Raw genomic sequence first — 13,307 nt, forward strand, 5'->3', positions numbered from 1 at the left:
TACCCTTGGAAATTTTTCATGACAAAAAACCTTGATATTTTTTTATGACAAATCTATCTTTGATATGTGGGTAACATATCGAGGGTTGTTTTGTGATAGAAACACATGAAGAAAAATATTCTGATGCTTATGATGACTACCGACTTCTTTCTGTCGAAGTCGATACATTAGCAAAGCTGAAAATTTCAGAGAATACCGATACTGAATCTGGAGAGGTGACATACTCTCCCGACCTCTCTCCTTCCAATCTAAAATCACGCATAAAGAAAACCGATATCATCGTTGCCCCTGACGGTAGAGTGGTTTATCCGCAATCTCTTTATCTAGTCTCTAAATTACGTGGTGAAGCGTCTGTAAAAGACACAAGTTCAATCGCAAAAGGTTTGCTGGCTTTCACGCGTTATTTGGATTCGACTCACCACTCTCAAGTTGATGAAGATGGTCATGAAATACCATGTGAATACCTAACGTATAAATCCCTATCGAAATACGAAGAAGAAGGTGCTCCCTGGCGATTTGCTGAGTTCCTGCTTGCGAACTGCAATGATATTGAGGGCGCTAATGGCAGCGAGGCTTTTAGCTTATCTACCGCTCGCACCTATATGGGTGTGGTAGTTGGGTTCTATAAGTGGATGCAAAAAAACGGCTACATCAAAAATAATAATGAAAATATCGTTACCCACTACACCACAGAAACAGTGCGTCAGGAATTAAACCAACACGATATGCTGGCTCACACAAAATCTGGCTCTCAGCGCACTTATGAAACTTCCAATATCATGAGGATGTTCCCTAAGAAACAAAATACGCCTGCTCACAAAAAACTCAAACCCATGCATCCCGAGCACAAAGTCTTATTTAATGAACATATAGCGTCACTCCCGAAGACGACAAAACTCATCTTTCGCCTATGTGTCGAAGCAGGACTTAGAATAGATGAAGCCATTCACTTCCCAGCTCACGATATCGGAAACGCAGACTACAGTGACTTGGAAATTGTACCAGTTGCAATTACTCACACCAAAGGCAGTAAGGCGCGTACCGTAGAAATCCCTATCGAGCTGTACGAAGAGCTAGAGATACACAAAGAAAGCCATGCGCGACTTAAAAACCTAAACAAGCGCAATGAGCTTATTCTGGCAGGCAGCGAAATGGATACCGTTGAGTACCTATTTCTCTCAAACAAAGGTGTGCCTTACTCCGCCAATACACTAGAAACGCACTTTTCAAACCTTAGAAAACAGATTCGCGAAGTGGACACATCTTGGTATTACCGAATCCATGATTTACGTTCTACCTTTGCAACTCACTGGCTTTGGGAGAAATCAAAAGAGCGAAATGTTAGCTATGACTACCTTATGGGTGACTTAGCGGAATTGATGGGACACGCGAGTACATCGACCACTGAAAAGTACATTCAGTACATGAATAAGCTAGACGACCAAATCAACACGGCTAAAGCCAAAAACCGCAAAATAAGCGGAGGTTGGTCGTAATGGCGAAAAGTAAAATCGCAAAACAGTCCAAAACCGTCAAGCATGTGCGGAACAGTCAAAATGTTGTTCCTTTGAATCTTGATATTCCTTATAAAAATGTTCATTCAACTCAAGTGCAGCAGTTCGATGTTTCTCATCTATTGTATTTTGGGGCTAACAAAGAAAACGAAAAAATAAGCAGCCGAACCATATTTATCCGGTCTTTTTGCAAAAAAGCTCATCAATATGTCAGTAATGGTAATTCGGCCCAAAGCGTCAAAGCATGCTACGAGAACTTACGCGCTTATCTTACTGTTTGTGATGCACTAAATGTTGACCCATTCTCCGAAAGTGGTTATTTGAAGTATGCAGGCAACGATGGCGAGTTAAGACATCGTATTAAAGTTTTTGCCCCTTCAAAACGCCTGTGGGAATACAATCATGGTGATGAGTTAGGCATTAAAGAATCGTCTGCTGCGGCAGTGCTTTCAGCCCTTCGCACAGCGCTTGAATGGTGCGGCTTACCTATTTCCGACTGGGCTAGGCATCACCGAGGGTTTGCAGGAGAAAGAACGCCGTTTAAGGGGTACTCAGATGAAGAAGAAAAGCTTCTGGTTACACGATTAGAAGCATTATTTTTTACTCTCGCGCCTCAGCTCATTGCCGCTAAAGAAAACAACACGCCTTTACCCGAAACTCTGCCTCTTATCATTAGTCTTGGTTTGCATGAGGAAACGGTTCACATCCCCACATCATTGGAAGCGCGAGTTAAATGCAAAAGCAAAAATGTCACCGCTGTTAATGCTGCTGCGGCCTTAAACCTTACGATGGGGGCCGCCTATCATTTAATGTGCTTTTTTACCTCACTGAACGACAGCAACATTCGAAACATTGCACACCCAATTCATGTTCATACCGAAGAGCGAGATAAAAGCCTACAGATAGTCAAGGTCTCAAGCTATAAGCCTCGCTCAAACAGTGAAGTCGATGCCCTTTTGGTGGGGGAGAAATTTGATGTTGATAAGCGCGATGGCGTGAAGTTTTTAAAGCTACTAGAACGATTATCCAAACTCTACGGCAATGGTGAAGATGGCTCTGTGATGCTTTTTACTCTCAATAATCACTCAGAAGTCAATGATTCCTTTAGTTTGACAGAGCTAAATAAAAAACTCGTTAACAAACTGCACCTGTTATCTCCCCATCGGACGGGTAATCTACCTTGGTTTAAAGAGTTGTTTTACGCATACCGAAATCAACAAGTCATTACGTCAAAAAAGGTCATGAATCATTTAGGTCGCACGGTTGTTCATAAAGAAGTGCTGGAAATTTCCAAAACTAAGGCAGGACAAGGAGCGACCAACAGCGCCTACTGCATTTTATCTTGTTACACAGACCTTCCACTTAAGGGAGTTTTACTTCCGCTCACCTATTCCGAAATCGATAACGATGGCAATGTTATCGTTTCTTTTAACTATAGAAGTGGCGAAACAGGATACTTCAAAGTCCCTGCTTGTGATTTAACGCTTATTAAAGATATAGAGCAATATGCGAAAGAAAGAGCAGACAAACAGCCTAAGAAATACGAACGACTGCTTTTAACAAGAACTTCCCAAAGTGTTCCTTGTGATTGGGAGGGTGTTAGCCCTATTTCAGCCAGTCTCATGCACAAATGGTCTGTTGAACCCAACTATTACTACCTCTCTCTTCAGTCAAGTCGCTGGCGAGAAATGAGCAGTAATCAAGCCTATGCGGAGGGAGGGATTCAAGCCGTTCAAAGCTTGCTCCAAAACAAGCGAGACACAATAGAGAGAAGTTACATAAACGGGCTTCCATCACGTAATAAAGTCATTCTTTCTCAAGGTATCGAAGTCATCGAAAACCTCTTTGATAATGACTTAGAGCAAGCAAAAGATGCTGTTGCTCAAAGGCGCGGTATTCCGATGCTGACATACGAAGAAGGTGAGAAAAAGCGTAAAACCAATCCCAACGGAATAGCCTGTGATGGGAGGCAAGTCATGATTGATGGTAAGAATACACAACGTGAAACGAACTATGCGCTAGGGGTAGACTTACCTTGCGCTGAGTTTGATATGTGCCACAAGTGCCAATCAGCCAAAGCGGTAGATGACGTTGATGCTATTTATAAACTAATTTCATACATCGATGTTTTTAAGGAAGGGCTTGATTTGTTCCCTGATTCGAAAGGGGGTGCTCTAGAAAAAATCGAAGCGTTTGAGTGTACGCTGGATGGGGCAAGTGACGATGTATTCGATGAAGCCATGAAAAAATTCAATACCCAAGGTCGTCACCCAAGAGTGTCCATCGACCATGCGATTCTATCTATGTAGTTACGGAGGCTCACATGATAAAACTCTCTGATCTAGAGTACCAAAACAAGCTTCTTAAAGCGCAGCAAAACGTTGGCGCTCATACTAATTACCTAATCGATGTATTAAAGCCAGCGATTGAGCGCGGCGATTGGGATGAACTCGAAGCTCTTGATATAGGCTTTACGGCAACAGGAGAATCATTAGGTAAAATTGCCGATGATGAAGCTTGGAGAAATTTGCAGTCTCATTTTGAGCCGCAAGCAAAGAAAAGCGTGACCCTAGATTTAACTAACGATGGCAAAGTGATTGAGCGCAACCTAAAAAATGAGCTTAAAGCTCTCCTTCTTAAAATGATGTGGCTTTCACCTCATGACCATTCCTTTAAGACTCTTTATAATGCGCTAAATGATCTAAAAAAAGTCATCAACCCGCTTTTAAATGAGGGGTTTAATACGTTGTCTGCATTGGACTTTGACCGACTCGAAACTTGGGTGCTAACGGACTTTACCGATATCGATTTTGAAAGAGAGCCAATATACAGCGGGTTAAACCGCCTTTATACAGAAGCTATAGGCTTACCCTTTGAAGTGAACCTAAATAAAAAACTTAACGCCTCGTATTTTGGTTTAACGATTAAAGAAAGTAAACAACATACCGTCATTCCACAAAGGCTTTACTATCTGGGGCTTCAAAAGTCGGAAGAGGTGATAAATAGAGCTTACGCTCTTCGTCATGAACTAGAGCAACTGGCAGATTACATTACCACCTACACCGAAAAAGCCTATGTAGGTTATGCTCGATATATGGTCAGTGGTGACGCTAGACAAAAAAACGGGGGTATTAGATGGTACTTAGCCAAGTCGAATAAAGAAAGCAAAAAGCGCACCATTGCTTTTCAACAAGCTTTCACGGCACTTCACTCTCCAAATGAAGAAGAGACATTAGCTCTCGCACAACTTCATAAACCAGAGATACAAACCGCTTGTATAGATAAATTCCACAGCGAACGAAAGCTGACGATTGGGCAATGGTCAATCACCAATCTAAAAGAGGCTCAATCACTTTTTAAAAAGCTTAATGGCGGCTGCTTATGGGGGTTAATGGCTCGTACGGGAATGAGAAGCGATGAAATGTATAGTCTGAATACAGCTCAGGGCTGCACCGAAGATATCATTGACCGCCAGTGTATATACGTTATTCATGCCAACCTTTCAAAGACAGCCAAAGGCTCTCAATCAATACAAGATGAGTTTGTTACGACCGAGATTGGTATGAAAGCTTATGAAGTCCTTCAAGCGCTGCACACGCCACTTAGAAAAAGGCATCCTAGCTCACAATCCTTCTTCCATAAAATAAAAGAGGATTTCAGTGAAATAAGCAAAAAAGTAATAATAAAGCACTCTGTTGCTTGGTTCAACGATGCTATGGGTGAAGAGCTTGCGCTGACCAATGAAGACCTTATTGACCTAAAAGTATCTGACCCCAATTTATCATTTGAATTGGGCAGCAATTATGAGTTTACGCCACACCAACTTCGCCGCTCATTTGCTTATTTTTTAATTGGTTACGAGCTTTGCAACTTCCCACAACTCAAACAACAGTTCAGTCATGTGTCTATGGCAATGACGCGGCATTACGCTAAAAATGCCAGTAAATTTCAAAAAATCAGACAAAAGAAAAAGACACTTGCGAACGAAATTGATGAAGAACGAATCAACCAAAAAGCTCGTGTCTATTTGAATATCTATCAGAAATTGGCAAACAAGGAAAGAGTTGCAGGCGGTAAAGGCAAAGAGTTTGCTAAAAGCATGACCAAAACAGACCGAAACTTATTCACAGACAAAGTGGATAATGACATGCTTTCTCTAAATTTCTGGAAAAAGCAAATTCGAAATAAAAAACAACACCTTCATGCGGTTGCACCTGGGATATATTGCACTTCAACCACTTGTGGCTTAAGAACACTTGTTAACCTCATTGAATGCGTCGATTGCAAGAATGACTACATCGTGGATACCGTATTTGCTGAAGCAAAGCGTAAAGAAGCCGAAATTCACATGCTTTACGATATTGAAAATAATGAACTCACCCCTCAAACTGCCTCTGAATCTTACATTAAAATTCAAGCGGCAGAACGTATTATGAATGATTTAGGTATCGACTATGAGCCAGTCGTTTTTCCTAATGAAGTTAGGGATTTACTCATACCATTTGGAGTTATTTCATAATGTCACAGGCAACAAAAAAGAAACTAATTGACGCACTAGAAAGGCTGCTAAGCGGTGATGTAGCTAAGTTAACATCGAGAGAGCTTCGTAATAAAGCGCGAAAAGGCAAACTCAAAATCAACAACAGTAGCGTTGAAAAAGAAGCTGGACTTTCTGCTGGCGCACTCAGAAGGCACAGCGATGTCGTTCTGATGATAAAAAACAAATCATTAGAAGTACAAGTTGCTCAAGATGAGAATACAGACACCCCAATTGAAGTGCTTCAAAAGGAAATAAAGGCGCTCAAAGGTGAACGAACGCAAGCCAATAAGAAGAAAAAAGAATATTACGATGAGGCTCAAAGCCATAAGGAGGCGCTGGCTACTCAAGCTGCCATTCATGTAAAAGTAGTTCAAGAGCTGATGGATATGCTGCATGAGAGTCAGCGAGAAAAAGCTATGGATAAAATCGTCTCGACTTGTTTAGACAATGTGGTTACACACCCATTTAGAAAACCAAAGTAGTTAACACTACCATTCAAGGCTGTCCTGTTTGGAGTAATCACTAGACGGGACACTGAGTTATCGATAAAAATGTACACTCTAACGTAATAAAAATGCTCTAAATAGGACGTAGAGAAGAATGCTACGCCACACACCACTAATTAAGAAAGTAAGGAAAAACAAATGGCAATCGAAGCTGGACAACCTGCACCAGATTTCACTCTGAATGACCAAGACAATAACCCAGTGACGCTCTCTGAGCTTCAAGGGAAGAAGGTACTACTCTACTTCTACCCACGCGCTTCGACTCCTGGCTGTACCATTCAGGCTCAGGGATTACGTGACACGAAAGCTGAACTAGATGCCCACAATGTTGTCGTGCTTGGTATTAGCCCTGACACCCCAAAAAAGCTGACGAACTTTATCAACAAGCAAGAGCTTAACTTCACTCTGCTAGCTGATGAAGAACACGAAGTTTGTGAGAAGTACAGTATTTGGCAACTCAAGAAGTTCATGGGCCGTGAAAGTATGGGCGTTGTAAGAACAAGCTTCCTGATTGACGAGTCAGGCAACCTTGAGCATGTGTTTAACAAGTTTAAGACCAAAGATCACCATGAAGTTGTATTGGACTACCTAAACAGCAAATAATTCTTAATTTATGCGGATAACCATGGCCAGTGCTAACCTCACTGGCCCTTCGTTCAAACAGCCAAGCGAGATTTACCCCTTTTTCGACTCATCAATCAATCGAGCTGTTATCTCAAGAACCTTCTGCTTATCCGATAGAGAAAGTTTATTCAAGTTCACAGCCAATTCAGCAGAAATGTCATCTTCACAAAAGAAGTAGCTCAAAGGCACACTGAGTTCGTCTGCCAATGCCTTGAGAGTCCCAATATCGGGGGTATGTTTGCCCTTTTCGTACTGATTCATTCTTGGGCTTGCAGAACTTTCATCCACACCTATACGCACTCCCAATGCCTTTTGAGAGAGTTTGGCTTTTTTCCGTGCTTCTTTGAGTCTAATTGGGATTGGGTTGCAGAATGACACTTGCGATTCATTTCTCTGATCTCGTATTAGCTAAGATTTTCTTAGTTTCAATTAAATCTGTATACTAAGCAATCCTTAGTTTTTGGTTGATATAATTACAGAGATGAAACTGCCTAAAAGAGTTGGCGTGCTAATGCACAAGTTATTGATTGAACGACAGTTAAATGGTTTTACTGTGGTAGAGGCCAGAGATACGTGGCTCTCAATAGAGATTGAGCCTACTGATATCAATGAAGCTCGAAAAAAAGTCTACCGACAAATATTGCGCTTCGAGAAACATAAGTGGTTGCGAAGTGAAGGTTCTGGGCGAACAAAGACTTACTTTCAAACTGAATTATTTAAAGAGCTATTCGCGAACTCTAATGAACTTGCTCAACCCGACCCAACGCCACTCATGCCAGTTAACGACTATTCTGTTTTATTGCAAGAACGTAACGAGCATAAAGGCGAGCTTGAAATAGTGCTTGGAGAAGTAGACGAGTTTCAATCAATTATAAAGCGATTCCCAGAGCTTGAAGCTAGGTTAGCGCCTTTGCACCAGCAAACAAAAGAACGCGCGGCATTTCTTCTAGGTAAAGTTAATGTCCTAACAAAGGTCATAAACACTCTCTCTAAAGGCTCTAAATCATGTTAAGAGACTGGCAGGTTGAATGTTCAAAAAGAGCACTAGAGAAATACCGGTCAAATCACTCTCATTTTTTTTGCCAAGCAACACCCGGTGCCGGTAAGACGGTTCTCGCCGCCGATATAGCATTGAACTTATTGCAAAATGACATGGTTGATCTAGTACTTTGCTTTTCACCATCTTTGACGGTTTCACATGGAATAAAAAGAACCTTTTCGTCCATTCTAAACTGCACCTTTAACGGTGGATTGGGCTCCATTGGACAGTCTTTTACCTACCAATCCATCCAATTCTTAAATGAAGAGTTCTGGCAAACGCTGCGCAACCACAGAGTGTTTGTTGTCTTTGATGAAATACATCACTGCTCTGGATCTGAGATTGAAAATGCGAACATTTGGGGTCAACAGATTCTTACTAAAATTCAGGGGCTCGCGACCTATACACTAGCATTGTCTGGCACTCCTTGGCGCTCAGACTCTTTACCAATTGTGTTAGGAGAATACAGCGACCCTGATGGACAGCTGAGCATTGATTACCAATACACATTGCGTCAAGCGATAACAGATAACGTTTGTCGCTCGCCTAAGATTGTTTTAATCGACAATGAACACCTGTCTGTTAGGAGTAGTGAAAAAGTAGAGTCTTTTTCATCAATACTAGAGATGCTTAAGCAGACTAAAGCGTCGTATCAAAGTGTCATACGCAACCAAGAAGCGATGGAGTATCTATTAGGGTTAGGTTGCGAGCGTCTTGCAAAAATAAGAATCGACTCACCGAATGCCGGTGGTTTAGTCGTTGCTGCTTCGGTTCAACACGCGCAAACAATCAAAGAGATACTATCGCAAAGATATGGGCAAACCGTCTCGATAGTCACCTACCGCCATGAAGAGCCCCTCTCAGAAATAGAGCGTTACAGACACAGCAACACTCAATGGATTGTTAGCGTTGGTATGATCAGCGAAGGTACTGACATACCAAGGCTTCAAGTGTGTTGCCATATGAGTTCAGTTAAAACAGAGCTGTACTTTAGGCAGGTGCTTGGACGCATACTTAGAGTGAACTCTTCAACTGGACAACAAGCGTGGTTGTTCACTTTTGCTGAACAAAGCCTCATACAGTTTGCAGAACGAATTGAGGATGATATTCCTGAGACTTGTGTTTTTGCAAATATGGGTAAGCCTGTTGAATCAGAATTTAGTCAGAGTGGGAGTATTTTCAATTCTCAGCCATTTATTGAGCGTCCAAGTCGTCAGGCCTCAACCGTTTCATGGGGAAATGGTGATAGCACTTGCTGTACGCGAACAGGAACATTGGGCGCGTTTGATGAGTTGAGGCTTGGTGCATTTAGGCAGAGGGTTATTTCGGCTTTTTCATCATAGCTTATGAATACGAACACGTAGCACATTTCTGCCCCAAAACGTGCTGGACGAAGCGCTAACAGCTATAAAATTAATTTGGGTAACAAGCTGTTGCCCCATTCCATAGCTAGCACGAGCCTCACCTACTCTCAACCAGGGTGGACATGGACTAATCGTGTCTGCTGCACTTCTACTTAGTTTTCGTTGGACCGCAGTCAATCCTCATTTATTCAGAGGTCAGCATTAAGTGCGTAGTATCATAAAATGTCAAATCAGTGCTGGTGATCTTATTCTCTAGCAGATGCCAGGCGTATACTGGTGTAAGTTTGTTAGTTTGATACGCAGAGAATTATTCATGTCAGTTATACGCCATATAGAAATACAAAACTTTAGAACAATCAAAAAGCTATCATGGCACCCAAAGCCAGGATTAAATTGCCTAATTGGCCCCGGCGATTCAGGTAAATCTACACTATTAGATGCTATCGATCTTACGCTCGGTGCTCGACGTTCTTATTCATTCAACGATGCTGATTTTTACCAACTGAATATCCAGTCTCCACTATCGATAACAATCACCCTAGGTGATCTGCATGATGATCTGAAGAATATCGAAAGCTATGGATTCTTCTTAAGGGGGTATAATGCTACTACTAAAGAAATCCTTGATGAGCCTCAGCAAGGTACTGAAACTGTTCTGACCATAAAACTAACTGTAGATTGTGACTTAGACCCAGATTGGAGACTTTATTCGGAAAGGGCTGAAGCGGATGGATTAGAACGTAGATTACCATGGAAACATAGAGAGCTTTTATCTCCTGCTCGCTTAGGCACAACTGCGCACCAGAACCTTGCTTGGGGCAGCCGTTCAATCCTTAACAAGCTTTCTGAAGAGACATTGGATGTATCAAGCACTCTTGCGCAGTTAGGAAGACAAACCCGTGAAGCCTTCGCACAACAACAAGTTGAAGGGGTTGCTGGCGTTTTGCAACAAGTCCAGAATATATCCAATGGCTTAGGTGTTCCTGTTGGCGAACTGAAAGCATTACTAGATGTAAATGGAATCTCCTTATCCAATGGTGCTATAAGTCTTCACAACAGTGATAATACTCCTCTTAGACAATTAGGAACAGGTTCGTCCAGACTTCTAATTAGCGGACTGCAGAAAGCGGCCAGTCACTCTAAAGTAATCATTGTCGATGAAGCTGAATACGGACTAGAACCATATCGAATTACTCGTTTACTCAACGAGCTAGGTTCTAAAGATGTTGAGCCAACTCAGCAAGTATTCATCACAACTCACTCGCCTTACGTGCTTCGTGAGTTACAGGCTCAACAACTCCACGTAATGCGCAGACCTACACCGGCTCAGGTAGCTTTTAGCCCTGAGCATATTCAACATACAATATATAGCCTCAATGGAGAAGGTCTGCAGCAAGCAACATTACGTGCCTGTGCCGAATCTTTCTTCAGTAAGAGTGTGATCGTTTGTGAAGGTAAAACGGAAATTGGAATAGTAAGAGGAATAGACCTGAGTAACCAAGATGTTGGATATCAGACGGTGACGTCCAAAGGCGTCCATTGCGCGGACGGAGGAGGCGATGCTATGTTTGCAAGGGCGCACATTTTTTCATCACTAGGTTATCCTACGGCAATTTTTAAAGATTCTGATAAAGCTGATCAGCACCGAGAACACAGAGAAGTTGCAATAGCAGCTGGTATTTCCGTAATTGAATGGGATCATAATAGAGCAACAGAGGATGCTATCTTTACTTCTTGTCCCGCAGCCATTATCCCCGAATTATTGAATGTGGCCGTTGAAAGGAAGGGAGCCGACTCAATAAACGCTCATATTCAAGCACATTCAAACCAGTCAGTGACTCTAGATGATTGTCTTGAGCGATTCACCGATTCCCAGCGAGCAATCCTTGCTAAAGCTGCCAATAAAAAGGGCTGGTTCAAAGATATAGAACCCGCGGAAAATATAGCCAGAAACCTTATTGGCCCTAATTACAATGCTTTCACGGAAGAACTAACAACACCTGTGAATGCTATATTTCAATGGGCGATTAATATATGAGCCTTGAAGCTGTACTGGATAGCGATTTAGGTTCAATAGTTGCGCCCGCAGGTTGTGGGAAGACACATCTGATTACGGAAGCATTATCGATTAGGGCGAAAAAACCGATACTGGTTCTAACACATACAACCGCAGGCGTTTCGGCTCTTAAGAAACGCTTACGCCGGCTGTCAGTTCCTTCATCTCATTACGTAGTGACAACTATTGATGGTTGGGCGCTTCGAATAGCTAATAGTTTTCCAGCATCTTGCCCAATCAACGTATCACCCGATAATCCTCGCCTATTTTATCCAGAACTCAGACGATCGGTGCTTAGCCCTCTCAATTCAGGAGGACTTCACGAAATCATAAAGGCTTCATATTCAAGACTGCTGGTAGATGAATATCAAGATTGTGACAACAACCAACATAATATCATCGTATCCCTTTCACAAGTATTACCAACGGTGGTTTTTGGTGATCCGATGCAATGCATATTCAGTTTTGCAGGACCAATGCCTGATTGGCAGCAAGAAGTGCAACATAGGTTCCCGTTGCTTGATACCTTAGGTACGCCATGGCGTTGGAACAATGCGGGTGCACCTGATCTTGGTGAATGGATACTTGAGGCTAGGGAAATACTTTTACGAAGAGGAAGGTTAGATCTTACTAACTGTCCTAACCACGTGCTTTGGCATCAACTCACAGGTAACGCTCAGACTGACCTTATTAATCAGCAGAATGCCCAGCAAAGAATAATAAACCAGAATCAGACTGATTCGTTCCTTATCATTGGCAGTGCAATGAACGAACGGTCTCGACATAGATACGCACAAAGTAGTCGTATGACTCAAGTCGTTGAGCAGGTTCAATTAGCACAGGTTATTACTGCAGCTGGCGAGTTTGATCGTTTAAGCGGTATAAATCTGGTAGAAAGCATTCTTACTACAGCTAGTACAATGGCTACTAATGTTGAGATGACACGAACATTAACTCGTGTTCAAAGTATTCTTGCGGGAAGAAACAGGCAACCACCAACCACCTTTGAACATGCTCTATCTAACGTTGCCATTCGTAATGAACGCTCTGACATTTTGACTGCTCTCCAAGAAGTTGAGAGTAAAAATGGTACTAGGCTATACCGTAGAAGCGCATTTACCGCATTGAAGGACTCTGTATCACTGTCGGTTAGTTCTCCAGACAAAACTATGTCAGAATCAGCAATGATTATAAGAGAGCAGATAAGACAAAAAGGTGATACCCGAATCCCTAAACGAGCAATTGGTTCGACATTGCTACTTAAAGGACTGGAAGCCGATCATTGCTTAATTCTCGATGCTAATGATAGAGGAATGGACAATAAACACCTGTACGTTGCACTTTCTCGTGGAGCTAAAACTGTCACCGTTTTCTCTCGAAATAATCAAATAAGCTAATTGCTACGCCAAATGCAGTGTTGTCACCTGTGATAGAGCTCATTCTATACCGAGCATTAAATTGTCAAACTAACATGGTAGTGATCGTATAGGTGATGCTGCCATTTCCAAATCAGAAATGCCCCATTCCTTCTTAGACCTTGTATCTACTTCAAATTGCAGGCTTCCGTTTAAGGTTACTTTACCTAATGGCGGACATCAGTAATCTATTGGGTTCCTTTTCTCTGTGGCTTTTTAAGCGGATAACTTTTTTCAATGGTGCCGCGT

Annotated in this window: 10 protein-coding genes; 9 read left to right on the forward strand and 1 reads right to left on the reverse strand. The window is 42.1% G+C overall.

The annotated features are described in order from the left end of the window. Positions 1–92: 92 nt before the first annotated feature. From DZ860_RS23065 to bcp, 5 genes are all read left to right on the forward strand, one after another. Positions 93–1,496 carry a tyrosine-type recombinase/integrase gene (locus DZ860_RS23065; RefSeq protein WP_120035621.1) on the forward strand — a complete coding sequence of 468 codons (1,404 nt, stop codon included), beginning with the start codon at positions 93–95 and terminating at the stop codon, positions 1,494–1,496. Beyond that, complete coding sequence (locus DZ860_RS23070; protein WP_120035623.1) at positions 1,496–3,823, forward strand: hypothetical protein; 2,328 nt, start codon at positions 1,496–1,498, stop codon at positions 3,821–3,823. Before DZ860_RS23065 ends, DZ860_RS23070 begins: the two co-directional genes overlap by 1 nt. 14 nt (positions 3,824–3,837) lie before the next feature. Beyond that, on the forward strand, positions 3,838–6,033 hold the full coding sequence (locus tag DZ860_RS23075) for a site-specific integrase (protein ID WP_120035625.1): 2,196 nt from the start codon (positions 3,838–3,840) through the stop codon (positions 6,031–6,033). Then, positions 6,033–6,536, forward strand: a complete 504-nt coding sequence (locus DZ860_RS23080; protein ID WP_120035627.1) for a bacterioferritin comigratory protein — start codon at positions 6,033–6,035, stop codon at positions 6,534–6,536. Before DZ860_RS23075 ends, DZ860_RS23080 begins: the two co-directional genes overlap by 1 nt. A gap of 162 nt (positions 6,537–6,698) precedes the next feature. Continuing rightward, positions 6,699–7,163, forward strand: coding sequence for a thioredoxin-dependent thiol peroxidase (gene bcp / locus DZ860_RS23085; RefSeq protein ID WP_120035629.1), 465 nt, complete (start codon positions 6,699–6,701; stop codon positions 7,161–7,163). Between the two features lie 72 nt (positions 7,164–7,235). Here the strand turns inward: bcp and DZ860_RS23090 are convergent, their stop codons facing one another. Then, the gene (locus DZ860_RS23090; protein ID WP_120035631.1) at positions 7,236–7,562 is read right to left on the reverse strand and encodes a helix-turn-helix domain-containing protein; all 327 of its coding nucleotides are present in this window, start codon (positions 7,560–7,562) and stop codon (positions 7,236–7,238) included. Positions 7,563–7,695: 133 nt separating this feature from the next. Here DZ860_RS23090 and DZ860_RS23095 point away from each other — a divergent pair, with 133 nt between their 5' ends. The 4 genes from DZ860_RS23095 to DZ860_RS23110 all read left to right on the forward strand — a co-directional run bounded on the left by DZ860_RS23095 (position 7,696) and on the right by DZ860_RS23110 (position 13,040). Continuing rightward, complete coding sequence (locus DZ860_RS23095; RefSeq protein ID WP_279386843.1) at positions 7,696–8,196, forward strand: VspR family transcription factor; 501 nt, start codon at positions 7,696–7,698, stop codon at positions 8,194–8,196. Next, positions 8,190–9,566 (forward strand): DEAD/DEAH box helicase, encoded by a 1,377-nt coding sequence (locus DZ860_RS23100; protein ID WP_120035634.1) that lies wholly within the window; start codon positions 8,190–8,192, stop codon positions 9,564–9,566. Before DZ860_RS23095 ends, DZ860_RS23100 begins: the two co-directional genes overlap by 7 nt. 334 nt (positions 9,567–9,900) lie before the next feature. Continuing rightward, on the forward strand, positions 9,901–11,625 hold the full coding sequence (locus DZ860_RS23105; protein ID WP_120035636.1) for an ATP-dependent nuclease: 1,725 nt from the start codon (positions 9,901–9,903) through the stop codon (positions 11,623–11,625). After that, positions 11,622–13,040, forward strand: a complete 1,419-nt coding sequence (locus DZ860_RS23110; RefSeq protein ID WP_120035638.1) for a UvrD-helicase domain-containing protein — start codon at positions 11,622–11,624, stop codon at positions 13,038–13,040. Before DZ860_RS23105 ends, DZ860_RS23110 begins: the two co-directional genes overlap by 4 nt. Positions 13,041–13,307 lie beyond the last annotated feature (267 nt).

The organism is Vibrio sinensis (genome assembly GCF_003605645.1).
In the GTDB taxonomy this organism is placed as follows: Bacteria; Pseudomonadota; Gammaproteobacteria; order Enterobacterales; family Vibrionaceae; genus Vibrio; species Vibrio sinensis.